Origin of the sequence: Pandoraea sp. LA3 (assembly GCF_022696215.1) — a bacterium.
Lineage (GTDB): Bacteria > Pseudomonadota > Gammaproteobacteria > Burkholderiales > Burkholderiaceae > Pandoraea > Pandoraea capi.
The window spans coordinates 354,579-379,709 of the sequence record NZ_PTPY01000031.1 but is presented as its reverse complement, the minus strand read 5'-3'; the positions used below and the strand labels follow the sequence as shown (position 1 = coordinate 379,709).

13 protein-coding genes and 1 tRNA gene (1 of these 14 cut by a window edge) are annotated in these 25,131 nt (G+C 66.3%); 11 read left to right on the top strand and 3 right to left on the bottom strand.

Going from position 1 to position 25,131, the window contains the following annotated elements; genetic code table 11:
* Position 1 precedes the first annotated feature (1 nt).
* The 6 genes from C5N93_RS13620 (at position 2) to C5N93_RS13595 (ending at position 5,799) form a co-directional block, all read left to right on the top strand.
* Complete coding sequence (locus tag C5N93_RS13620; RefSeq protein WP_242559669.1) at positions 2 to 643, top strand: formate dehydrogenase subunit gamma; 642 nt, start codon at positions 2 to 4, stop codon at positions 641 to 643.
* 54 nt (positions 644 to 697) lie between these two features.
* Positions 698 to 1,720, top strand: coding sequence for a formate dehydrogenase accessory protein FdhE (gene fdhE / locus C5N93_RS13615; protein ID WP_301232330.1), 1,023 nt, complete (start codon positions 698 to 700; stop codon positions 1,718 to 1,720).
* Positions 1,721 to 1,748: 28 nt separating this feature from the next.
* Positions 1,749 to 3,179: an L-seryl-tRNA(Sec) selenium transferase gene (selA, locus tag C5N93_RS13610; RefSeq protein WP_242559700.1), complete on the top strand. Its 1,431-nt coding sequence runs from the start codon at positions 1,749 to 1,751 to the stop codon at positions 3,177 to 3,179.
* Positions 3,176 to 5,122 (top strand): selenocysteine-specific translation elongation factor, encoded by a 1,947-nt coding sequence (selB, locus tag C5N93_RS13605; protein ID WP_242559667.1) that lies wholly within the window; start codon positions 3,176 to 3,178, stop codon positions 5,120 to 5,122. The genes selA and selB overlap by 4 nt, the downstream gene beginning before the upstream one ends.
* Before the next feature lie 105 nt (positions 5,123 to 5,227).
* Positions 5,228 to 5,323, top strand: a tRNA-Sec gene (locus tag C5N93_RS13600).
* Between the two features lie 239 nt (positions 5,324 to 5,562).
* Positions 5,563 to 5,799, top strand: a complete 237-nt coding sequence (locus C5N93_RS13595) for a hypothetical protein (RefSeq protein WP_242559666.1) — start codon at positions 5,563 to 5,565, stop codon at positions 5,797 to 5,799.
* A gap of 122 nt (positions 5,800 to 5,921) precedes the next feature.
* Here C5N93_RS13595 and C5N93_RS13590 read toward each other — a convergent pair whose 3' ends face one another.
* From C5N93_RS13590 to C5N93_RS13580, 3 genes are read right to left on the bottom strand one after another with little or no spacing between them, the layout of a single operon-like run.
* Positions 5,922 to 7,367: an efflux transporter outer membrane subunit gene (locus C5N93_RS13590; RefSeq protein ID WP_242559665.1), complete on the bottom strand. Its 1,446-nt coding sequence runs from the start codon at positions 7,365 to 7,367 to the stop codon at positions 5,922 to 5,924.
* Positions 7,368 to 7,372: 5 nt separating this feature from the next.
* Positions 7,373 to 9,445, bottom strand: coding sequence for a MacB family efflux pump subunit (locus C5N93_RS13585; RefSeq protein ID WP_242559664.1), 2,073 nt, complete (start codon positions 9,443 to 9,445; stop codon positions 7,373 to 7,375).
* Positions 9,439 to 10,530 carry an efflux RND transporter periplasmic adaptor subunit gene (locus tag C5N93_RS13580; protein ID WP_242559663.1) on the bottom strand — a complete coding sequence of 364 codons (1,092 nt, stop codon included), beginning with the start codon at positions 10,528 to 10,530 and terminating at the stop codon, positions 9,439 to 9,441. The genes C5N93_RS13585 and C5N93_RS13580 overlap by 7 nt, the downstream gene beginning before the upstream one ends.
* Positions 10,531 to 11,012: 482 nt before the next feature.
* Between C5N93_RS13580 and C5N93_RS13575 the strand changes: the two genes are divergently transcribed.
* The 5 genes from C5N93_RS13575 to C5N93_RS13555 form a co-directional block, all read left to right on the top strand.
* A complete protein-coding gene (locus C5N93_RS13575) occupies positions 11,013 to 11,261 on the top strand; it encodes an MbtH family protein (RefSeq protein WP_150721794.1) in 249 nt (82 codons plus the stop codon).
* A 51-nt stretch (positions 11,262 to 11,312) separates the two neighbouring features.
* Positions 11,313 to 12,074, top strand: a complete 762-nt coding sequence (locus tag C5N93_RS13570; RefSeq protein ID WP_242559662.1) for an alpha/beta fold hydrolase — start codon at positions 11,313 to 11,315, stop codon at positions 12,072 to 12,074.
* 13 nt (positions 12,075 to 12,087) lie between these two features.
* A complete protein-coding gene (locus C5N93_RS13565; RefSeq protein ID WP_242559661.1) occupies positions 12,088 to 13,539 on the top strand; it encodes a peptide synthetase in 1,452 nt (483 codons plus the stop codon).
* Positions 13,540 to 13,751: 212 nt separating this feature from the next.
* The gene (locus tag C5N93_RS28445; protein WP_347403304.1) at positions 13,752 to 14,876 is read left to right on the top strand and encodes a YqcI/YcgG family protein; all 1,125 of its coding nucleotides are present in this window, start codon (positions 13,752 to 13,754) and stop codon (positions 14,874 to 14,876) included.
* A gap of 124 nt (positions 14,877 to 15,000) precedes the next feature.
* Positions 15,001 to 25,131: the 5' portion of a non-ribosomal peptide synthase/polyketide synthase gene (locus tag C5N93_RS13555; protein ID WP_242559660.1), read on the top strand. It continues 18,204 nt past the right edge of the window; 10,131 of the gene's 28,335 nt are visible here — the first part of the coding sequence; the start codon lies at positions 15,001 to 15,003; the stop codon falls past the right edge of the window.

Genomic DNA, 25,131 nt, shown 5'->3' with positions numbered 1-25,131 from the left:
CATGTCGCAAGAACACAGCGAACACAAGAAAGACGATCTGATCGAGCGCTACAACGCTGCGGAGCGCATCAACCACTGGATTGTCGCGGGCACGTTCATCCTGCTCGCGCTCTCCGGGCTGGCGCTGTTCCATCCGTCGATGTTCTGGCTTACCAATCTGTTCGGTGGCGGCCCGTGGACGCGGGTGCTGCATCCGTTCGTCGGTCTCGTGATGTTCGTCGCTTTCGTCTGGCTCGCCATGCGGCTCGCCCGTTACAACAAGTTCGAGCAGCGCGACACCGAGTGGATGAAGAACATCGGCGACGTGCTCAACAATCGCGAAGAGAATCTGCCGGAAGTCGGGCGTTACAACGCCGGACAGAAGCTGCTTTTCTATGTGATGGTGTTGTGCATGATCGGGTTGTTGCTCTCGGGGATCGTGATCTGGCGCGCGTACTTCGCGTTCTACTTCCCGATCTGGGTGATTCGTCTGGCGTCCGACGTGCACGCGGTGTGTGCATTCGTGTTGATTTGCGGCATCATTACGCACATCTACGCGGCGATCTGGATCAAGGGTTCCGTGCGCGCCATGACGCGCGGTACCGTCACCCGCGGCTGGGCGTGGAAACACCATCGCGCCTGGTACAAGCAGCTCAACAAATAAGTCCGGCCCTGCTGGTGGCCGGACGCTCTTACGAGGCCGGCCACCTTGCAACGCATTCTCGAACCCGGGCAGATCGAATCTCTCGATCGCACCTCCATTCCCCGCCTGCGCATGCCGCAACGTGCCGAAGTCTTTTCGGCGCGCGCGGCGCGTTTGCGTCAGCTGGCCGACGGGCATCCGCTCGGCGACTACCTGCGACTGATGGCTGCACTCGTCGATGCGCAGCAGCGCGTGCTCGACAACTTTCAGCCGGAGCGTCCGTCCCCCGAATCGATTGAACAGGCGCAGCAGCACTGCATGCCGCTCGTGCCTGCGACCGGCGGCTACGACATTGGCCGCTGGCAACCGTTGCTGACCCCGCTGCTCGACGCCGTTGCCGCGCAAGCCGATCTGCCGGCAGCGGTCAGGGGCGTTATCGACCGCGTGCGTGCGGCCGATCCGGCGGCGCTCGAAGCGGGCGCGCAGGCGCTGCTCGCCGGCCACGGCAAGGGTGTCGACGCCGCGAGTGCGCCGTTTCTGATGGCGGCGCTGCAAGTGCTCTGGACGGGCGTGGCCAGCACGTTCGAGGCGGGTGACGTACCGATGCTCGACGTCCCTAATGTCTGTCCCATGTGCGGCACGCTGCCGGTGGCAAGCGTCGTGCGTATCGGCGGCGCGCACGAGGGCTACCGCTATCTCTGCTGCGGTCTATGTTCGACCGAATGGCACATGGTTCGCGTGAAGTGCACGCATTGCGAAGCGAGCGAGCATGTCGCGTATCACGTGGTCGACACGTCGGGCGATGCGGCGGCCTCCGGCGCCGAGATCGCGGCAGCGGACGGCGGCCTGCTCAAGGGGGAGGACGGACGCCCCAAGCTCGACGAGGCGGCCAAGCGCGTCGCATCGGCGCCCATCCGTGCCGAGTCGTGCGACGACTGTCACAGCTATCGCAAGATTTTCTATCAGGACAAGGACCCGTTCGTGGAGCCGGTCGCCGACGACCTCGCCAGTCTCGCGCTCGATGTGCTGATGGGCGAAGCCGGGTATGCGCGCGCCAACGGGAATCCGTTGCTCTGGCAAAACGCCGAGGAGGCCTGAGGGGATGACAGGGATGACGGGAATGCCGATGGTCAAACAGGACGACGTACGGGCGGGCGCGGCTGATTTGCCGTCGCTCGACCGGTTGCTCGGCATGCCCGAGCTTCAGGCGGCGCTGGTCGACTTCGGTCGCACACAGGTCACGGGCGCGTTGCGTCGCGATCTGGACGCGTGCCGGGCGTCGGCGCTGGCCGGCACGCTCACGCATGACCTGCTGACGCCGGCGGCGTTCGGTGCCCGCATCGTCGGCGAGCTGAGCGCGCGCAACCGGCCGACGCTGCGCCCCGTCTTCAATCTCACCGGCACCGTGCTGCACACGAACCTCGGGCGCGCGTTGTTGCCCGAAGTGGCCATCGAATCGGTCATCCAGGCGCTCACCGCGCCCGCTAACCTTGAATTCGATCTGGCGACGGGCGGACGCGGCGACCGCGACGATCTCATCGCTCCATTGCTGTGTGAACTGACCGGTGGCGAGGCGGCGACCGTCGTCAACAACAATGCGGCGGCTGTGCTGCTGATGCTGGCAACGCTCGCCAAGCGTCGCGAAGTCGTGGTCTCGCGCGGCGAGCTGGTCGAGATCGGCGGCGCGTTTCGCATTCCGGACATCATGACGCATGCGGGTGCGACGCTCGTCGAGATCGGCACGACCAACCGCACGCACCCGGCCGACTATCGCAATGCCATCGGCGACAAGACCGCGCTGCTGATGAAGGTGCATTGCAGTAATTACGAAGTCACGGGCTTCACCAAGAGTGTCGACGTCTCGGAAGTCGTCGAGATCGCCAAACCGCACGGTGTGCCTGTGGCGGTGGATCTGGGCAGCGGCACGCTCACGCCGATGGAGCGCTGGGGGTTGCCGCATGAGACTACCGTGCAGGAGACGATCGCGGCAGGCGCCGACCTCGTCACATTCTCGGGCGACAAACTGCTTGGCGGACCGCAGGCGGGCATGATCGTCGGGCGCAAGGATCTCATCGCGAAGATCAAGAAGCATCCGCTCAAACGCGCGCTTCGCGTGGGCAAGCTGACGCTGGCGGCATTGGAGCCGGTGTTGCGTCTGTATCGCGATCCGGACCATCTCACCGAGCGGTTGACGACGCTGCGTCTGCTCACGCGTACGCGCGCAGAAATGGCCGCACAGGCCGAGCGGCTGGTGCCGGTGCTCGTGAAATCGCTCGGCGACGCATACACCGTGACGGCTGCGCCTATGGTCAGCCAGATCGGCAGCGGTGCGTTGCCGGTCGAGCAACTGCCGAGCTACGGGCTGGCGATTGCCCCGGCCGGCGGTGCCAGGCGAGGCAGTGGCCGGGCGCTCGCCAGACTCGAAACGGCGTTGCGCGAGCTGCCGTATCCGGTCATCGGACGCATTGCCGATCAGACCCTCTGGCTCGACCTGCGCTGTCTTGAAGCGGATGACGAGCCGCGTCTGGCGTTGCAGTTCGCGGAGCTTCGCGCATGATCGTCGGTACCGCGGGTCACATCGACCACGGCAAGACGAGTCTGGTGCGTGCGCTGACGGGCGTTGATACCGATCGCCTCAAGGAAGAAAAGGCGCGCGGTATTTCCATCGAATTGGGCTATGCCTACACGCCGTTGCCCGACGGCGAGGTGCTGGGTTTCATCGATGTACCTGGGCACGAGAAGCTGATTCACACGATGGCGGCCGGTGCGGTCGGCATCGACTTCGCGCTGCTGGTGATCGCGGCAGACGACGGCATCATGCCGCAGACACGTGAGCATCTCGCCATTCTGACGATGCTGGGCGTGAAGCGCGGCGTTGTCGCGTTGTCGAAAGCGGATCGCGTGGATGCCGCGCGTCTCGCAGCGGTCACGCAGGAAATTTCGCAGTGGCTCGCGGGCACACCGCTTGCGCAGGCCGACGTGATACCGGTGTCGGCGACGACACCCGGCGACGCCGGTGTGAGCGCGTTGCGCGAGCATCTGACGCGTGCGGCGCAAGCGTTGTTGGCGTCCGGCAATGCCGCGCGTCGCGACGACGCGCTGTTCCGTCTGGCCGTCGATCGGGTATTCACGCTGGCCGGGCATGGCACGGTCGTCACCGGCACGGCGTTTGCGGGCACTGTGCATGTGGGCGATACGCTTACGGTGATGCCGCAGGGATTGCCGGTGCGGGTGCGCAGCATTCATGCGCAGAATCGGGCGGTGGATGCCGGTAGGGCCGGCGAGCGCTGCGCGTTGAATCTGGCGGGCATCGAACGGGACCAGCTCGGCCGGGGTGACTGGGTCGTCGCGCCGGGGCTGTCGGCGCCGTCGACGCATGTGGACGTCGAGCTGCACTGGCTGGACGGCAGCGCACCGCTCACGCAATGGTTTCCGTTGCACGTGCATCTGGGCACGACACACGTGCAGGCGCGCACGGTGCTGCTGGGCGGCGATACGCTTGCACCGGGGCAGTCGATGCGTGTGCAACTGGTTTTCGATACCCCTGTTTGTACGATGCCGGGCGACCGCTTCATCGTGCGTAATCCGCAGGCGACGGCGACTGTCGGGGGCGGGCGCGTGCTGGATCCGGCGGCGCCGGAGCGCAAGCGTCGCTCGGCGGCGCGGCTGGCGTGGCTCGACGCCGTGGCCGACTATCTCGACGGTAACGGGCTCGATGCGCTGCTGGCGCAATCGCCGTTCGGTCTGACGAGCTCACAGGTGGTGGCGCTCACGGGGTTGTCGGCGGAGGGCGCGGGTCGACGAAATACCGATCCCTCGGCGGGCCAATGGACGTGGCCGCAGCATGCCGTCGTGCTGCCCGGTGCGGAGGGTGAGTCGCTGGCCTTCGCGCCGCAGGCGTGGGAGGCGATGCGCGCGCGCGTGGTGACGTCGCTGGGCGACTATCACGCGCGAGTGCCGGATGATCCGGGGCTGGACGCGGGGCGTCTGGGCCGTATGGCGTGGCCCGCGCTGGATGCGGGGCGTTGGCGGGTGATCGTGCAGTCGTTACTGAGCGAGGGCGCGGTGGCGCGCACGGGCGCGTGGTGGCATCTGCCGACGCATCGCGTCGAGATGACGGACGAGGAGAATGCACTGGCCGAGGCATTGTTGCCGAAGGTGGCGCAGGGACGCTTCGATCCGCCGTGGGTGCGCGATATGGGACGTGAGTTGAACGTGTCCGAGGATCGTGTGCGTGCGGTGCTGCGCAAATTGGCGCGGCAGGGGCGGGTACATCAGATCGTCAAGGATCTGTTTTACGACGACGCGTGCGTGCAGGCCTTGGCGGACATCGTTGTCGGCGCCGGTGGTCGGGTGGAGGCGGGCGCGTTTCGGGATGCGACGGGGCTGGGGCGCAAGCGCGCGATTCAGATTCTGGAGTTCTTCGATCGTGCGGGATATACTCGCCGCGTTGGTGACTGGCATGTGCAGCGTCCCGGCGTGACGTGGGGCGGTGCGTAGTTCAAATCACGGCATTACAGCATTACGGCATCAAGGCATTACGGCAAGGCTTCGCGCGGTGCGCGGGCGTTGCCATCACACAGCACTCTCATTGCACCCTCTTAAGGAAGGCATCCGTATCCGGTGATGCGGCCGGGCTTCAAACCCGGTTGGGGGCGTCAGACGCTCCCAGGTCGGTTCGACTCCGGCTGCCTTCCGCCATCTCAGGCTTTCAGCGGTTTTCGCCAGTCGGGTTCTTCCTTGGCGGCGTCCCGCAAATATCCTCCGTTCCGTAAAAGTCACGCCGTTGGCCACACATTGTCGCTCGCGGCTCGGCGACGTAATACCGGGTAATACGCGCTTACACATTCGCGACGGCGCAACGTCAACATGCGTCGCTGCGCATGCGTTTACGACGGTAGATGCCACGCATCTGCCCTCAAATGCCCGGACGATTCACCATGAAATCACAATCTTTTTACACACTAGCCGCGTCGCTGCTGTTGGGCGCTTCGCTGTCCGGCTGCGTGGTCGCACCGGTCGCCCCGGTGGAGCCCGCGACGGTCGCGCCTGCCGGTGTCGTCTACGTCGCACCCGTCGGCGTCGTGCCGGGTCCCGGTTATTCGTGGCGCTATCACGCGCACTATGGCTGGGGATGGTGGCATCCGCGCTATGGCTGGCATCGCGGTTGGCACTGAGGCGATGTCGGGCGCTCGGAAGTGACACGTACGGTGTCCCTTGCCATGCGTGGCGTCATCAGCCGGTGGCGATCGTGACCTGTGGCGGACACGGCGGGACGAAGTGGATCAGGCCGGGCGTCTCAGGAACTCTGGCTGCCCGGCATTTGCCATCCACCGCCGAGCGCCTTGTAAAGCGCCACCGATGCTTGCAGCCGCGCGAGCCGTAACTGCACTTGCAGATCCAGCGCGGTGAACAGCGTGCGCTGCGTGTCGAGCAGCGTCAGCAAGGTATCCGCTCCGGCGCGGTAACGCGATTGGGCAAGTGTGAAAGCGGTGCGTGCCTGCGTCAGTTCGCGTTGCTGTGCGTCCTGCTGACGCTTGATGCCGTCAATGGCATTGAGCGAGGCTTCCACGTCGCCGAACGCGGCAACGATCGTCTTCCGGTAATCCGCCAGTGCCGCCTCACGTTGTGCGACGCGCAGATCGCGCGCGCCTGCGAGCGCACCGCCATGAAAGATGGGCGCGCTCAGGCTCGCCGCGACACTGTAGATCGGATTCTCCAGCACCGTATTCAGACGTCCACCCGAAAACCCCACGCCGCCCGTGAGCGAGATCGATGGCAGCATGCGTGCGCGGGCTTCGAGCACGTCGGCATCGCTGGCGGCGAGCACCGCTTCGGCGCGCGCGATGTCGGGGCGACGCGTGAGCAGGTCGCTGGGCAACGACGCGACGGCCGCCGGTGCGGTGAGCGCGTCGAGCATCGGCGTGTCCAGCGGCACGTCGCCCAGATGGTGTCCTGTCAGTACCGCCAGGGTATTTTCACTGTCCGTCGCGTCCTGACGGCGTGCCGCGAGGTTGCGCAGTTGCGCATCGTACAGTCCCTCCTGTTGCGCCAGATCCAGCGGACTTGCCTGACCCGCGCGTGCCTGAGCACGAACCAGACGCAGGACCTCCGCCGCAATATCGCGCTGCTGAGTGGCGATGGACGCGCGCTCGCGGGCTGCGGCCAGCGCCAGCCAGAGATTGGCCGCACCCGCCGTCGCCGTGAGCCGGACCGTATCGCGGTCGAACGCGCTCGCGCGCAATTGCGCCAGCGCACTATCGCGTGCGGCGCGATTCGCTCCCCAGAAATCCAGCTCGTAAGTGGCCGATACGCCTAACGTCAGCGCAGTGCCGGACACGTCGGCATTCCCGCCGATGCGGCCCTGCCGTGATGCCGAGGCGTTGCCGTCGAGCGACGGCAGCAACGGCGCGCCCGCAATGCGTGCGAGCGCCTGCGCTTGCCGCACCCGGGCGTAAGCCGCCGCGACATCCAGACTGTCGCGCTCCGTCATGGCGATCACCCGGTCGAGTGACGGGCTTCCGAAAGCCTGCCACCACGCCTGATCGACGGGATGAACGGGCAATGGCGTGGACGCCCCCGCGCCACTTTGGAAAGCGCTCGGCGTAGCGACGTCGCGGGACGCGGGCGGCTCATGCAGTGCGCACCCGCTAACGACCGCAGCACAAACGAGCGTCAGGGAACGCAGCGACAGCGAGGCCATCGCCTTGCGCTGGGAGGGGAGGGAAGTGGGCTTGCTGCGCATGGCGGTCAGTCGCTCGCGAGAGCGACGATGGGATCGAGGCGAGCCGCCTGACGTGCGGGCATGTAGCCGAACACGAGGCCGGTCGCGAGGGCGCATCCGAACGCGGCGAGCATCGCCCGCACGGAGAACACCAGATCGACGCCCCAGAAAATGAGCACCAGCCCGAAGGCCAGACCGGAAACGAGGCCCAGCACGCCGCCGACGGTCGAAACCATGACGGACTCCGTCAGGAACTGTCGCAGGATGTCGGTCTGCCGCGCGCCCGTCGCCATGCGGATGCCGATCTCGCGCGTGCGTTCGCGCACGGTCATGAGCATGATGTTCATCACGCCGATCCCGCCAACGATGAGCGAAATGGCCGCAATCAGTCCGAGCGTGAGCGTCAGTGTTTGCTGGGCTTCGCTCTGCGCCTTGAGCGAAGCCGCCTGATTGTAGACCTGGAAGTCCTTCACATGATGGGCTTCGGTCAGCACGCGCGTGATGTCTGCCGCCGTCTCGTCGACCTTGTCGAGGTCGTGCACGAGCACGGAAATCCACGACAGGTTGGCGGTGCCGAAAACCCGTCGGCTACCGGTGCTGGACGGCACGAGCACCACGTCGTCGTCGTTCGACTGACCGGACGTCGCCCCCTTTTCCGCCAGCACGCCGATGACCTGGAACGGCACGTTGTTCACCAGCACGTATTGCCCCAGCGGGTCGGCGGGGCCGAACAGCTTGGTGCTGATGCGTTTGCCGAGGACTGCGACGGTTGCCAGCGAGCGCACGTCCTGCGGCGTGAAGAAGGTGCCCCGCGACACGTTCCAGTTCAGCACGTGGGGGGCCTGCTCGGTGACGGCCCACAGTCGCGTGCCGACGTCCACATTGGCGGCGCGCACGATGGTCTTGCCCGCGAAGAAGGGCATTGCGATATCGACGTTGGGCACCTGCGCGACGAGCGCGGCATCCGCCTCCGATAGCGTGCCGCCGGGGCCGCGCTCCGTATCGCCGCCCGGCGTCACATACATCCGGTTGGTGCCGAAACTCGCAATCTTGGCCATGACAGTGCGTTGTGTGCCGGTCCCGATGGCGAGCATCACAATGACCGACGCGACCCCGATGATGATGCCCAGTAGCGTGAGCAGCGTGCGGAAGCGATTCACGAGCAGGACCTGCCACGCTGCCTGCACCGCCTCGTAGATGTCTGCCCACGGAGATGCCGAGCGCGAGAGCCCGTGCGCCATTGTGGTCGCGAAGTTTTGCGCGTTCAGCGTCCAGCCTGCGCTGTCCGGCGGCGTCGAGGTGTCGGGCGGCGGCAGCAGATCGCCCGCGCTACCGTCGTGCTGCGCCTCGCCGCTATCCGAAACGATCAGCCCGTCGCGAATTTCGATGACGCGGCGCGCCTGCGCGGCGACCCCACGGTCGTGAGTAATCAGAATGACGGTGTGACCCGCGTCGGCAAGCTCGCGCAGCAACGCCATGACTTCGGCGCCGCTTCGCGTGTCGAGCGCACCGGTCGGCTCGTCGGCAAGAATGATGCGCCCGCCGTTCATCAGCGCCCGGGCGATGGACACCCGTTGCTGCTGACCGCCCGAGAGCTGGTGCGGACGGTGGTGAATCCGCCCATCCAGTCCCAGCCGGGTGAGCAGTTCCGTTGCCCGGTGGTGCCGGTCCGCGCGCGACATGCCTGCGTAGACGGCGGGCACCTCGACGTTGTGCAGCGCGTCGAGGGTACGGATCAGGTGATAGTTCTGGAACACGAAGCCGAACGCTTCACGGCGTAGCCACGCGAGTTCATCGGCACGGAACGACGCAATGTCCTGACCGGCGAACCGGTATTGCCCGGAGGTGGGGCGGTCCAGACAGCCGAGCAGGTTCATCAACGTCGACTTGCCGGAGCCGGAAGCGCCGACGATGGCGACGAATTCCCCGGCATCGATGCGCATCGAGACGCCGCGCAGTACCTGCGTCGCCGGCGTGCCGCCTTCGCCACCGTAGCTGCGGCAGATGTCGACCAGTTCGATCAGCGGGATCGACTGCGGGGCAGGCGCAGGCGCAGGCGGCTCGCCGGATGTCGGCGCAGCATGGGTGTCGGTTACCACTGGAACCTCCCGGCCCCGGCGCGAACGGTGCTCACTGAGGTAATCAGCGCGTCGCCCTGTTTCAGACCGTCGAGTACTTCGCCGTCGAGGCGATCACGCAGGCCGATGCGCACCTTGCGCTCGACGGGTTTGCCGTCGACCAGCACGTTGGCCGTAAAGACCCCTGCCTGCGCGTTGACGGGCACGAGCGGCGTCATCGGGGCGAGCAGCACATTCTTCGCCGAGGCGATGATGAAGAACACCTGCGCGGTCATCTCCGGCATCAGCACGCCGTCGTCGTTGTCGACGTCGACCAGCACGGTGTAAAGCACGACTTTGCCCGTGCTGCCTGTCGGACTCTGTTGCGAAGTGTCGGCGCCGCTCTTGTCCAGCGGCGTGGGCGGCGCGGGCAGTACCTGACGCACCGTGCCGTGCCAGCGTCGCGGGCCGGCGTCGGTCTGCCCGCCGAGGGTGGTGAAGTACACGGGCATGCCCGCTTTCACGTGCCCGATGTCGGCCTCGGAGACTTGCGTCCACACGGTCATGTGAGACAAGTCCGCGATGCGCATGATGAGCGGGGTCTGATAGGTGGCGTTCAGGGTCTGACCTTCGCGCGCGTCGAGGGAGACCACGGTGCCGGTAATCGGCGCATAGATACGCGTGTAGCCCAACTGCGCTTCGTCGCCCTTGAGCGTTGACGTCGCCCCGTTGATCTGGGCATGCAGGTCGTTGATCCTGGCCGCGGCCACGTCCAGATTGGCTTGCGCCGTCTGGACGTCTTCGAGTCGCGTCGCGCCGTCGCTCATCATCTGCTGCTGACGGGCTGCGCGCTGGGCCGCCAGCACACGCTCGGCATGGGCCTGCGCCAACTGGGCGTGCAGACTGGCGAGGCTGGCCCGATCGGCATCGACTTTGGCTTGTTGCACCGCCGGATCGATCTCGACGAGCAGATCACCCTTATTGACCCGGGCCCCCGCCTGAACATGCAGACGGCGAATCGCGCCGGACGCCTGCGCACCAACGTCCACGTAGTTTCGCGGACGAAGATTGCCCAGCGCCGTGACGCTCAATTCCAGGTTGCCCCGGTTGACGGTTGCGGTTTCCACATGCTCGACGTGTCGAAATATCGTGAACCACAGCACGAATGCCAGAAGTGCAACGACAAGGAGGAACAGGGCGCTACGAATTCGCTTCGGTTTGAGTGGCATCTGCTTCGATGGCGTGCACGGCCGAGCCCTGTCAGGTCTCGGCACGTCGTTTGGTGAACGAACTGGTGGTTGGCGAAAGCCGTCACTGACGCGGCGCACAGTATAGAACGATTCTCATTTACAGAGAAAGCCTATCGTATCCGCCGAGCCGATAAATTCGAGAAGCCTGTCATATAAATATTACAAAGATGACCAATATTTAGAAGTAAATGAGCAAAATTCGGTTGACAGAGGCGATGTCTCTTTTGTAGATTCCACCTCACCAATGAAGAATGATTCTCATTAACTTGCTAAGAACCCTCGTAACGACCCTCGCATACATCGGTCGTTCGACGGAGAAACAAGTGGTAAGGAATACGAACCATCAAGGGAGTGATTCAATGAGCTGGGATGACGAAAACGCGGAATTTGAAGTTGTCGTGAACCACGAGGCGCAGTATTCGATCTGGCCGAGTTACAAGGCAATCCCCGGTGGCTGGCGCGCCGTGGGCATGAAAGGCAACAAGGCGGCTTGTCTCGCGTACATCGAAGAGCACTGGACCGACATGCGACCGCTCAGCCTGCAAAAGGCGATGAGCGAGCAGGCCGGGCAGTCGGCCGCTGTCGACGCCTCTGCGTCGGTGCACTGATTGGGCCAGCACCCTCGCCTGCACCCTATCGCGCCGACGCCTTCCGACACAATGCGCCCCCCGATCCTCCTGTTCTGTCTTCCCTATGCGGGAGGCAGCGCGGCGATTTTCCGCGACTGGCAGCGTTCGCTGCCCGACTGGATTCGTGTGGTGACGCTGCATCCGGCCGGTCGCGGTGTGCGTCATGGCGATACGCCGGTTTATCGCTGGCCGGCATTCGTCGACGACATGGCGAAACAGGCACTGACGTCCCTTGTCGTGCCGGGGCAGGCGCCATTACCGTTCGCCATCTTCGGGCACAGCATGGGGGCGCTGGTGGGTCTGGAACTCGCGCATGTGCTGCGGGCCCGGCTGGGCGTGACGCCTTGCTGGTTCGGTGCGTCGGCGAGTCTGGCGCCGAGCCTGCGTGAGCGTGAGACACACTGGCTGACGTGCGACGACATGACGTTCAAGGCCGAAGTCCGGCGTCTTGGCGGTATGCCTGACAGCCTGCTGGAGAACGACGAGTTCATGGCGCTGGTCATGCCCGCCCTGCGTGCCGACTTTCACCTGTGCGGCACTTACGATCCGCCAGCACGCGTGCCGCTGGCGTGTCCGCTGCTGGCGATCAACGGTGAGGACGACGCGCGTTGCATCGTTCCCGCAAACGACCCCGCGTGGGCAGGCGAGACGACGGGGCCATTCGCCTCGGCGCGCGTGCCTGCGGGGCATTTCTTCATCAATACCCACCGAGATGCGCTGCTGGCGCAGGTGATCGCGCATCTGCGCGACGCCGTCGGTGTGAGCGAAACGCCTGTCCGGGCGCTCGCCTGACGTCAATACGGAGATGGACATCGTGCAAGGCCTCCCCCCGCTGTTCGATTTCGCCCCCTATCTCGAAGTGCGCGACGAAACGTTGCCCCTGATTCGGGAATTCGCGTCGCATATGGCGTTTCGTAGTGCCGTCGTCGAGGAGTTGGAGCTGGACGAAGACTTCTATCGCCGACCGCTGCGTCCCGAGGATCTCGAATTCCTCCAGTTCAAGAAGGCGGTGCGCGCCGAGACCGTCAGCCGTTTGCCGATGCTCGCGTCCCAGCGTCTGCTCATGTGCATCAACGAGGTCGGCATCGCCCGTATGCCGCGCCCCGGCGATGCCGAGGGTTTTGCCAGCGCCGATGCGTTCTACAGCGAGCGCAATCAGGTGCTCGGTGCACGCATCCGGCCGTATCTCGAGAACTATGCCTACACGTTCCTCGGCAATGAGGGCAAGGCCGACACCACGCCGGCGTCGCTGACCGAAGCCCTGCGTGCCATCGTGCAGACCGAACATGCGTGGTGGAGCGAGATGTTCGCGCTGCTCCAGCGCAATGAGTATCTGCCCGAGGGCCTGCGCTTCATCATGATCCAGCGCTGGAGCCTCGCGCCGTCGCGTCGCGCCGCCGTTGCACGTGCGGTGGCCTCCGGGTATTTCGACGCCGTCTCACCGGATGCCCGTCCGGTCATGGTCGATGCCGCGCAGGACGCCTTGCTCACCCGCGTTGCCGGGGCACTCGACCTGACGCGCCGCGAGCATTCGTACTGGCAGTTCTATCTGCCCACGAGCCTTGCCAAGTGCAACCTGCTGTACGCGCTGGGCGCACGTCCGGACCGGGCTTTTGCGCTGCTGGGCGCGGCGTTCGTTGCCGAGGCCGAAATGCTGGCGTTCTGTCAGGCCGCCGCTGCCGCCTGCCCGCACATGCTCCATGGCTTGCCGATTCAGCAGCCGACGCTGGAAGACGCCGTGGCGGATCTGCTTCGCCGTGCCTCTGCCGCGACGGCGCAAATCGACGACAAGTACGCCCAGCAGGGCCTGTATCGCGTCAGTCAGGGGCTCGGCGCTGCCGAACTCATGGCCGCACGGGGCCGTTGGGACCTTGGCGAGCAATTGCGCTGGCTGTCGGCCATCGAGCGTTACGTCGCGTTTGCGAAGCAAGTCGAGGGACGTATCGAAGTCGAATGCCCGGGCATCGACCGGGAGACGTTCGTCGAGCCTCGCGAGATGTGTTCGACCACGCACGTGCATAACGACCACCGTCTGGTCGTCATCGAGTCGGGTGACATGATCTTCTGGGGCAACCTGGGAATGCAGCTCAAGATGAAGCAGGGCGACAGCGTGCTGATTCCGGATGGCCGTCTGCATGGCTCGACCGTGGTGTCGCACGAATGCACCTACCATCAGCCGATCATCCCCGACGAATGGATCGCGGCACTCCATGCGGGCACCATGCCGGCCCCGCAGTCCTCTGCTGCACTCGCCTGACGAGTGCGCCTCATGCCCATGCGCGGCGACGCCGGCGCGCCCACCTAGCGCCGGCGACCAGAGACTCAAGGCTATCGACTCGAATAGCCTGTTAGCACTACTAAATTCTAGGCACGTTCACACATCCCGCCGCCGGCTGTCCGGCGACGGTCGATGCGTGACGCAATGACAGCCGGCTCGGGCCGGCGCGCGCAGTTTCGACGGAGAAGCTCATGCAGCTCGATCCCCCCGATACCCTGGGTTCCCAACGCTCTATCTCTGCCCCCGATGCTTCCGGGAATTCCCCTGCGCCCAAGCGCACCACGGCCAGCGACTGGCGCTCGCGCGTCATTCTCGGCGATCAGGTCGGGGATATCGAACTGCCTGACTGGCTGGAGACCTCGTACGAGACGTTGCGCACGCAGGTCATGCACCCGGAGTATCCGTGCTTCTTCGGCACGATTGCCGAGCGGCGCGGCGAGATGTTCTACACCTTCGTCAATGGCAAGGACAATGCGTCGCTGCCCGCCACGATGCTCACGTTCGCGCGTCTCGCGTCGCAGCCGGAATTCCGACGCAACAACATCGCGATCTTCTACGAGCCGGACGCCACGCCGCTCACGCACGCCGAATATCACGACCTGTTCTGGAACACGTTGCAGTATCTGCACAACGTTGACCCCGATCCCGAGGCGGATCATCAGGTGCCGCCCTCGCACGAGGACTGGGAGTTCGGCTACGGCGGGCTTCAGATGTTCGTCGTCTGCGCCTGCCCGTCGTTCTCGTTGCGCCACAGTCGCAACCTCGGGCCGGGCATGGTGCTGCTGTTCCAGCCGCGCGCGGTGTTCGTCGACACCATCACGAACAAGGTGATCGGGCGTCAGGCGCGCGAGCAGGTGCGCGAGCGGCTGCGCAAGTGGGACGCCGTCGGCCCCCACCCGGACCTGGGCTTCTACGGCGATCCGGGCAACCTCGAATGGAAGCAGTACTTCCTTGAGGACGAGAACGTTGCCGCAGCCGATCAATGCCCGTTCCTCAAGCGCATGCGTCGCATTACGGAAGACGCCACAGCGCCGACGGTGCAGGCCGACGCAGGCACGTCGGCGCCGATGCTCGGAAAGATTGCCGTCCATCCCAAACCGCACCCGGCGCCATCCGTTTCTCCCGCGCACGTCGCTCATGCGGGTCACGCCGGTCATGGCGCGCATCTGGCGCGTCAGATGCATGCCGATGCGGGGCACGGACGGCTGATCGAGCAGGGCGACGGCGAATCGAGTGAGACGCCGGGGGGCCATAAGCCGCATGCCGGGCCGCATGCGCAGGCACCCGTGCGCACCGACGGCGAGCATCCCGAATAGTCGGCGCGCGCCCTGTCGGCATGCCAGCGAGGCGCGGCCCTTCGGTCGCGCCGTTCGCCTTGGATGACACGCATGCCACGAACGCAATGAATCGCAAAGAATGCAACGAACTTCAGGCACTCCGATGTCCCAGACTCCCAAGCACATGGTTGAGCGACTGCAATCGCTCGCAATCGAACGTCCGAACGACACCGCACTGATCTGCGTGCAGGCTGGCGGCGAGACGTCGCACGGCTACGCCGAGCTCGACCAGCGTGCCAACGCGCTCGCCCACCGGCTCGGTGGGGGCGCGCTCAAGGGCGAGCGCGCCATTCTGCTCATGGACAGCGGCCTGTCGTATTTCACTGCATTCTTCGGCTGCCTGTACGCGGGCGTGCTCGCCGTGCCCGCCTTCGCGCCCGGGCGCACGCGCGACGCGTACGCGGAGCGCCTGCGCGTGATGCTCGCGGACGCGCAGGCCCGCTGGGTGCTGGTGACCCCGGAGCACGCGCAGATCGCTCGCTCGCTGCTGGACCTGTACGGCGAGACGGCGGAGCTGATCGTTATCGATGATTCGGGGGCGCCGGCATCCACTTCGCGCATCGCCATCGATCTCACGCCGGAAGACATCGCGTTCCTGCAATACACGTCGGGGTCGACTTCGGCGCCCAAGGGCGTCATGGTCACGCACGGCAACCTGATCGCCAACGAGGTGGCGATTCAGGAGCGTCTGGGCGTCACGCCGTCGGACGTGTTCGTGAGCTGGCTGCCGCTGCCGCACGATATGGGCATGATCGGCACGATGCTCCAGCCGGTCTACACGGGTATCCCGCTCGTGCTGATGTCGCCGAATCACTTCCTGGAGCAGCCGATCCGTTGGCTCGAAGCGATTGCCCGGCACGGGGGCACGATCTCGGGGGGGCCGGACTTTTCGTACCGTTTGCTCACTGAGCGTGTGCGCGACGCGCAGATGGACGGCATCGACCTGTCGAGCTGGCGTGTCGCGTTTTCGGGCTCCGAGCCGGTACGCCACGACACGCTGTGCGAGTTCGTCGAGCGCTTCGGCGCGTGGGGCTTCCAGCCGGGCGCGGTCTATCCCTGCTACGGTCTGGCCGAAGCGACGTTGCTCGTGACCGGGGTGACGCGCTCAAGCGGGATGTCGTCGCTGTCAGTGGACGGTGCCGACGGTGAGACCAAGTGGCTCGTGAGTTGCGGCAAGGCCCCGCAGGGCCACGAGGTACGCATTGTCGACCCGACCAGCGGCAAGACGCTCGGCGACGGCGAGATCGGCGAAATTCGCTTCAACGGCCCGAGCGTGACGGCGGGGTACTGGCGCAATCCGGAGGCCAGCGCCGCGACGTTCGTCGAGGACGAGGGCCGTCGCTGGCTGCGCACCGGCGATCTGGGCATGACGCGGGGCGACCATCTCTACGTGACGGGCCGCGTGAAGGACCTGATCATCGTGCGTGGCCAGAACGTGTATCCGCAGGATGTCGAACAGGTCGTCGAAGCGGAACTGGACATCGTTCGGTCGGGCCGCGTGTCGGCATTCGCGGTGGAAATCAACGGTCGCGAGAGCATCGGTCTCGCCGCTGAAATCTCGCGCCGCACGCAGAAGCTGCTGACGCCGGCACAGATCGTCGACGAACTCGACGCCGTGGTCGCCCCCCGCTTCGGCGAAGCGCTCGGTGTCGTGGTCCTGCTCAATCCGGGCGGTCTGCCGAAGACGTCGAGCGGCAAGCTGCAACGCTCCGCAGCGGCGCGCGGCTGGCGCGAGCGCACGCTCGACGCCTGGGCGGTGTACGCCGGTGGGACGTTCGACGAGGCTTACGGCGCGTCGCATAACGAGGGCGTGGAAGCGAAACCTGTGGCAGGTGAAGCGTCGCCGGACACCGTGTCCGGACGTCTGGCGGCGATCTGGGCGGATGTTCTTGGCCACGCTACCGATGCCATCGATGTGGGCAGCGCACACTTTTTCCGTCTCGGCGGCAATTCGATTCAGGCGGTGCAACTGGCCGCGCGCGTGCAGGCCGCGTTCCATGTGCCGTTCGACGTTCGCGACGTCTTCGAACAGGCCGCCCTGCGCGATGCTGCGCGGCTCGTGACGCAACGTCAGGGCGAGGTCGCGCAGAAGGGAACGGCCGGGGCCGTTCCGCTGATTGCGCGCAATGCCGCGTATGACACCGTTGCACCGCTCACGCACGCGCAGCACCGTCTCTGGTTCCTGTGGAATCTCGACGCCTCGGATACCGCGTATCACGTGGGCGGCCGGCTGACGTTCGGCGTATCGCCTGACGCGTCGGCATTGGAAGGGGCGTTGCGCGCCAGCGTGGCCCGTCATGCCGCCTTGCGCACCACGTTCGATACCGATGCGCAGGGCGAACCGGTGCAGCGGGTTGCGGACATCGACACGGCGTCGCGCTTCACGATGACGCAGACGCGACTCGATGACGTGGCCTTGCTCGACTCGGCGGCGCAGGCGTGGATCGACGCACAGTTCGATCTTCGCGATGGCCCGCTGATGCGCGCCGCGCTGTTCACGACACCGGATCGTCGTGCGCATCTGGTCGTGGCGTTGCATCACATCGTTTGCGACGCCTGGTCCATGCAGGGCTTCGTCGACGCGCTGGCAGACGACTATCTGGCCTGTCTGAGCGGCCAGTCGACGTCGACGACCGAGGATCCTGCCGCACTTCGATACACCGATTTTGCCGTCTGGCAGCGCGATCAACGCGAGCACGAATCACGACAGCAGGAACTGGCCTACTGGTGCGCCCATCTGGGCGACGAACCTGCGCCGGCCATCCTTGGTGACCGCACGCGCGCGGGGAATGCGCCGCGACGCGCTGCCGCCCACGCGTTCGACTTCCCGCCGCAGGTGCACGCGGCACTGGCGGGCGTGGCGGCCACGCACGGCGTGACGCCGTCGATGCTGATTCTGGCGGCGCTGGGCCTCGTGCTGCGCCGGCACACCGCAAGCCACGACGTGCGTATCGGCATGCCCGTGGCGAATCGCCAGCATGCGGGCACCGCACCGCTCATGGGGCTGTTCGTCAATACCGTGGTGATGAAGCTCGACGTGCAACCGGCCGGCACGCTGGCGGCGCTGCTCGCGCAGGTGCGCGACACGGCGCTTGAAGCGCAGCAGCATCAGGACCTGCCGTTCGACGTGTTGCTTGACGCCCTGGCGCCGCATCGCAGCATGGGCCAGACGCCGCTGTTCCAGGTCATGTACAACCATGTCCAGCAAGACGAGCGTTCGCTCACGCGTTGGCCCGACATGGCCGCCACGCTGCATGGCATCGACGCGAGTGCAGCGCAATTCGACCTCACGCTGGACGTGCAGGCGTTCGCCGATGGCCGTCTCACCCCCCGGTTCCGTTACGACGCCGACACGTTCGACGCCTCGACCATCGCGCGTCTGGCCGATCATCTGTGTAACGCGGTGCAAGCGTTCATCGACCATGCCGCGAAGGCGGTGCGGGACGTGGCGCTGATCGACCGGAACGAGCAGGACCGGCTGATGCAGTGGAGCGCGAGCCAACCGGTGTCGCCGGGCTTGCCGTTGCATCGGCGTATCGAAGCGCACGCCGCGCAAACACCGGACGCGATCGCCGTGACGTTTGAGGACGTCGGCATGACGTACCGCGAACTGAATGCCCGCGCGAACCGGCTGGCTCGCGTGCTCATCGCGCGCGGCGTGGGGCTCGAATCGCGCGTGGGCGTTGCGCTGGAGCGTTCGCCGGACATGGTCGTCGCGATTCTGGCCGTACTCAAGGCGGGCGGCGCCTATGTCCCGCTCGACCCGCAATATCCGGCGGATCGCCTGAGTTTCCTGATGTCCGATAGCGGCATGGCGTTGCTGCTCACGCGCGAAAGTCTGCGTGAGCAACTTCCGGTGCCTGACGGCGTGCAGACGCTGCTGCTCGATCATCACGATCATGAGCACGCAAGCGCGGCCGGGGATTCGGACGAGACGTCGCCGGGCAATCCTGACGTGCCGGTGCTGCCATCGCATCTGGCCTACATCATCTACACCTCCGGCTCGACCGGCAAGCCGAAGGGCGCGCTCGTCACGCATGCGAATGTCGGGCGTTTGCTCGACGCCACGGATACCGACTTCCGTTTCGGCGCGCAGGACGTGTGGACGCTGTTCCACTCCTATGCGTTCGACTTCTCGGTCTGGGAAATCTTTGGCGCGCTGTGCTACGGCGCACGGCTCGTGATCGTGCCGTACCTCGTGAGCCGTGCGGCGGACGACTTCCTGACGCTGTTGCGCCGCGAGCGCGTGACCGTGCTCAACCAGACGCCGTCGGCGTTCCGTCAGTTGCTGCAAGTCCCGGCGCTGGCGACGGCGGACGATCTGGCGTTGCGCGTGGTCGTGTTCGGCGGCGAGGCGCTGGAGCCGCAGACGCTGCGTCCGTGGTTCGAGCGCTTTGGAGACGCCCACCCGCGCATGATCAACATGTACGGGATCACCGAGACGACGGTGCACGTGACGTTCCGCCAGATCACGCAGGACGACCTCGCCGTGACGCGCAGCCCCGTGGGCCGTGCCATCGTCGACCTCGGGCTGTACGTGCTCGACAGCGAGGGCGAACTCGCGCCCATCGGTGTGCCGGGCGAACTGCACGTGAGCGGGGCAGGCCTCGCACGCGGCTACTGGCAACGCGCATCGCTGAGCGCACAACGCTTCATCCCGGACACCTTCGCGGCAGACGGCGGCCGACTGTACCGGACCGGCGATCTGGCGCGCTGGCGTGCCGACGGCGAGCTGGATTACCTCGGACGTATCGATCATCAGGTCAAGATTCGCGGTTTTCGTATCGAGCTGGGCGAGATCGAGGCGCAACTGCTCGCGCAGCCCGGCGTACACGGTGCGGTCGCGAGCGTGCAGGAAGGCCCGGGCGGCGCACGTCTGATCGCGCACGTGGCGGGCACCGCTCAGGTGCCTGCGCTGCGCAGCGCGCTGGGTGCGGTACTGCCGGATTACATGGTGCCCAAGGCGATCGTGGTCATGCCGGTGTTTCCGCTGACCGCGAACGGCAAGGTGGACCGCCGTGCCTTGCCTGCGCCCGAATTCGGCCGTGGCGGCGACGTCGCGCCGCGCGCGGGCACCGAAGCCGTGCTGGCCAAGGTCTGGCAGGACGTGCTGGGCGTCGCCTCCGTGGGGCGTCACGACAATTTCTTCGCGATCGGTGGCGACTCGCTGCTCACGCTGAAGGTCGTGACGCGTGCAACGCAGGCGGGCCTCGCACTCGCGCCGCGGCATCTGTTCGAGCATCAGAGTCTGGCGGAACTGGCCGAAGCGCTCGACCATGAAGGCGGCGTGCAGGGAGGGCAGGGGGACGTGGGGACACAGCCCGCGCTCGTGCCGGTGCCTCGCGGCGCCGACGCGGTGCTGCCGCTGTCCTACGCGCAGCAACGCCTGTGGTTCCTTTGGCATCTGCAACCGGAAAGCTCCGCGTACCACATCGCGGGCGGACTTCGGTTGCAGGGCAAGTTCGATCACCGCGCGAAACAGGCGGTTCAGGCTGCGTTCGATACGCTTGTCGCTCGCCACGAGTCCTTGCGGGTGACGTTCGCACAGGCGCAAGGCGACGCGCAAAGTGCAGGTGCAGCGGTCGCCGCGCGCCAGATCGTGCACGACACGATGCCGGTGGCTGTGCGTCATCAAGACGTTTCAGGCACCGCCGATCCGCAGGCCGAAGCCGCAGCGCTCGCCAACGCATTCGCGCGCGAGACGTTCGACCTGTCGCAGGGCCCGCTGTTGCGCGTGGGCATCGTCACGTTGAGTGCCGACGAGCATCATCTGCTCGTCTCGATGCATCACATCATCTCCGACGGCTGGTCGATCGACCGCATGCTCGACGAGTTCGTCACGTGTTATCGCGCGGCGCTGGACGGTACGACGCCGGTGCTGCCGGTGTTGCCGGTGCAGTACGCCGACCACGCCGTGTGGCAACGCCGCTGGCTCGACGCCGGTGAGCGGGAGCGTCAACTGGCGTGGTGGCGCGCCACGCTGGGCGATCGGCATCCGGTGCTGGCGTTGCCGGCGGATCGGGAGCGCCGGTCGCTGGCGGACTACACGGCCGCACGCCATACGTTCGTGCTGCCGGCGGCGCTCACGCGCCAATTGCGGGCAAGCGCCCAGCGTCACGACAGCACACTCTTCGTGGCGTTGCTGACCGCCTACATGGCGACGTTGTATCGCCACTCCGGCCAGCGTGACATTCGCGTCGGCGTTCCCGTTGCCGGGCGCGAGCGTCCGGAAGTGAACGACGTGCTGGGCTGCTTCGTGAACACGCAGGTCCTGCATGCGCAACCGCTACGCACGCAGACGCTTGGCGCTCTGTTGCACACGGTGCGTGCGAATGCCGCCGGAGCGCAGGCGCATCGGGATCTGCCGTTCGACGTGCTCGTCGACGCGCTCCATCCCGAGCGGAACCTGCGGCACACCCCGATTTTTCAGGTGGTGCACAACCATCGCCAGCCCGATCACCATGTGTTCGACGCGCTCGACGGCCTGACGGTCTCGCGTATCGATATCGCAGGCCGGAACGTGCAGTTCGAATTGACGCTGGACACGGAGGAGGCTGCCGATGGCTCCGTGAGCGCGGCGATGACCTATGCGCGCGAGATCTTCGACGAGGCGAGCGTTGCTCGCTGGGCCGCGCACTTCGTGAACTTCTGCGAGGCGCTGGCAGGCGATCCCTCCATTGCCGTGGGGCAGGTGACGTTGCGCAACGCCGACGGCAGCATCATGCCGCTGGTAGACGACGTGCCCAGCGATTTCATGCTTGCACACGGTGGCGAGAGCGCTGAGGCCGGGGCGCATCGCGGTACCTTCGAGGCGCCGGCGTCGCCCGCCGAGCAAGCCGTCGCTACCGCATGGCAGTCGGTGTTGCAAATCGACCGCATCGGCCGTCACGACAACTTCTTCGAGATTGGCGGCGACTCGATCCTGAGTCTGCAAATCGTGACGGCCCTCGCGCGCGAGGGCTGGAAGATCACGGCACGCCAATTGTTCGAAGCACAGACCGTCGCCACGCTCGCCGCATTGGCGCAGCCGATCTCCGAGGCAGGCGCGGCGAGTCCGTCGAACGGCCGGGAAGTCGCCGCGATTGCGGACGTGGGCGCCAATGGCGACATCGAAGCGATGTATCCCGCTACGCCGTTGCAAAGCGGCCTGTTGTTCCACAGCCTGATGCAGTCCGGGCGCGGCATCTACGTGAACCAGAAGCGTCTGACGCTGCGCGGTGCGCTCGATCACGACCGTATGCGCGACGCCTGGACGCAGGTCATGGCACGTCACGCCATTCTGCGCACGCATTTCAGCTGGGCGCACGGCGGCGACGCGATGCAGGTCGTCTCGCGTCATGTCGGGTTGCCTTACACGCGTCATGACTGGTCCGTCGGGCCGCAGGCGACCTACGACGCGCGTCTGCATGCCTGGCTCGCGGACGATCTGGCGCAGGGCTTCGACCTCGCCGTCGCGCCGCTGCTGCGTGTGAACCTGTTCGCACGCCCCGACGGCCTGACCGATCTCGTCTGGACCGACCACCACGTGTTGCTCGACGGCTGGAGCGCTGCACGTCTGCTCGCCGAGGTGCTGGCGATCTATCGCGGCGAGTCATTGCCCGAGGAAAGCGCATTGCCGCAGTACGGCGAGTACGTGCGCTGGCTGGACACGCAGACCGATCACGCCGACTACTGGCAAGCCCGCATGCGCTCGCTGGACGAACCGGCGACGCTGGTCGCCAGTCTGCCGGCAGGGCCGACCGGACACGACGCCACGTCGAGCACCCTGCTGCAAGTCGACGATGTGCTCGACGCCGCGCTGGACACCCGCCTTCGCGATGCGGCGCGCCGGTATCACGTCACGCTCAACACGATGGTGCAGGCCGCGTGGGCGATGTTGAGTTCGCGCTACGGCAACCGCACACAGGTCGCTTTCGGCGTCACGCTGTCCGGCCGCGAGAACGATCTGCCGGGGATCGACCGGACGCTGGGCCTGTTCATCAACAGCTTGCCGCTGTGGATCGATGTGCCTGCGGCGTCGAGCGTTGCCGATTGGCTTCAGGACGTGCAGCAGCGCGGCACGGCATTGCGCGCCGTCGAGACCACGCCGTTGCGTCAGGTGCAGCAGTGGACCGGACGCGCCGCCGAAGCGCTGTTCGACACCCTCGTCGTCTTCGAGAACTATCCGATCGATGCGGCCGTGCGTGCCGACGACGCGTCGTTGTCGCTCGCCGCCTTCGCCACGACCGAGCAGACCCATTACCCGCTGGTGCTCGCCGTGCTGCCCGGCGACACGCTGACGTTGCGCTGGAAGGCCAGGGCGTCGCGCATCGCGCCGCAGATCCTGCGCCAGTTGCAGGACGACCTGCGCGCGATTCTCGACCAACTGGCCCGCCCGGCCAACGACGTGCTGCCGAATGTCGGCGCCATCACGCTGTCCGGACGGATCGAACCGTCTCCGCTCACCTGTCACGCGTTCGAACCGGTGATGCATCGCATTGCGGCGCAGGCATGGGCCACACCGCAACGTCCGGCCATTCATTGCGAAGGCGTCCGGTGGACGTACCAGACGCTGGACACGGCGGCCAACAGCATTGCCGTGGCGCTGGCCGCCGCCGGCGTGCTGGCCGACGAGCGTGTCGGGCTGTGCGTCGAGCGCTCGCCGTGGATGACGGCGGCGTTGCTCGGCGTGCTGCGTGCCGGGGGCGCCTTCGTGCCGCTCGATCCGTCGTATCCGTCCGACCGGCTGGCGTTCATGATGGAAGACGCGGGCGTGCGTCGCGTGTTGGCCGACGCCGCGACCGCGCAGGCGATGGCCGATGTCCTGAGCGGCCATGAAGTCATCATCGTCGATACGCTGGACCCGGCGTCGACCGAGGTCGTTTGTCAGGAAGTGCATCCCGAACAGCTTGCCTACGTCATCTATACGTCGGGCTCGACGGGGCGTCCGAAGGGCGTGGCGATCTCGCATAGCGCATTCAGCCAGCACATCGACGACTTCCTGAGCACGTATGCGATCTCGCAGGACGACAAGCAACTGCAATCGTCCACGATCAATTTCGACGTGGCGCTGCACGAGATGCTGCCGGCCCTGTGCAAGGGCGGACAAATCGAGATGCGCGGCGCGCAGGCGTGGGATCTGGAGACCACGAGCCGTCATCTGAGCGAAGAGGGCGTGACCTTCTCGCGGATTCCGACTGCCTACTGGCAGCAATGGCTACGCAATCCGCCGTCGCGCGAAGCGCTCACCGGGCTGCGTCAGATCACCGTCGGCGGCGAGGGGCTGCCCGGCGACGCGCTGCGGCAATGGCAGGATGGCCCGCTGGCGGGCATTCAGCTCGATAACCTCTACGGCCCGACCGAGACGACCGTGGCCTGCATGTTCCGACGCACGTGCGACGAAGACACGCAGCACGCCATCGTCTCCATCGGTGTGCCGTATCCGTCGCGCCGTGTCTACGTGATCGATCAGCACGGTCTCGAGGCGCCGGTCGATGCGCTGGGCGAGCTTTGCATCGCGGGCCACACGCTGGCGCGCGGCTATCTGGGTCGCGCCGCATTGAGCGCGGAGAAGTTCGTGCCGGACCCGTTCATCGGCAACGGTGCCCGGATGTACCGCACCGGGGACCTCTGCCGACGCCGCGCCGATGGCCGTATCGACTTCCTCGGCCGTCTGGACGCGCAGGTCAAGCTGCGCGGCCTGCGGATCGAACTGGGCGAGATCGACGCCGTGCTGCGTCAGGTGCCGGGGGTTCGCGACGCGGTCGTGGCGCTGGTGGGCGCAGGCGAGGGCGCGCGACTGGCCGGCTACGTCGTGGGCGATGTGGCGGACGTGGTGCTGCGCCGCTCGCTGGAGCGCAAGTTGCCCGCCCACATGGTGCCGTCGGTGTTCGTGCACCTCGATGCGCTGCCGGTCATGCCGAACGGCAAGACCGACCGTGCTGCGCTGCCGGTGCCGCAGGACATGGCCTTGCGTGAACGTCAGGCGCCGGTGGGCGCCGTACAGACCGCCCTGCGCGACATCTGGCGCGACGTGCTGGGACGCGATGATGTTGGCGTGACGGACAACTTCTTCGAGATCGGCGGCGATTCGATTCTGAGCCTGCGCGTGATTGCGCAGGCCGCCGCCGCCGGGCTCAAGCTGACGCCGCGCCATATCTTCGACGCGCCGGACATCGAGCGGCTCGCGCTGCTGGCGGAGCCGCTGCACAGCCGCGAGACACACGTGGAGTGCCGCGACCCGCTGCCGCTCACG

Coding starts and splice junctions, on each gene's coding strand:
- C5N93_RS13620 (WP_242559669.1), top strand. CDS start 2: ATGTCGCAAGAACACAGCGAACACAAGAAAGACGATCTGATCGAGCGC.
- selA (WP_242559700.1), top strand. CDS start 1,749: ATGGTCAAACAGGACGACGTACGGGCGGGCGCGGCTGATTTGCCGTCG.
- selB (WP_242559667.1), top strand. CDS start 3,176: ATGATCGTCGGTACCGCGGGTCACATCGACCACGGCAAGACGAGTCTG.
- C5N93_RS13595 (WP_242559666.1), top strand. CDS start 5,563: ATGAAATCACAATCTTTTTACACACTAGCCGCGTCGCTGCTGTTGGGC.
- C5N93_RS13590 (WP_242559665.1), bottom strand. CDS start 7,367: ATGCGCAGCAAGCCCACTTCCCTCCCCTCCCAGCGCAAGGCGATGGCC.
- C5N93_RS13575 (WP_150721794.1), top strand. CDS start 11,013: ATGAGCTGGGATGACGAAAACGCGGAATTTGAAGTTGTCGTGAACCAC.
- C5N93_RS13570 (WP_242559662.1), top strand. CDS start 11,313: ATGCGCCCCCCGATCCTCCTGTTCTGTCTTCCCTATGCGGGAGGCAGC.
- C5N93_RS13565 (WP_242559661.1), top strand. CDS start 12,088: ATGGACATCGTGCAAGGCCTCCCCCCGCTGTTCGATTTCGCCCCCTAT.
- C5N93_RS28445 (WP_347403304.1), top strand. CDS start 13,752: ATGCAGCTCGATCCCCCCGATACCCTGGGTTCCCAACGCTCTATCTCT.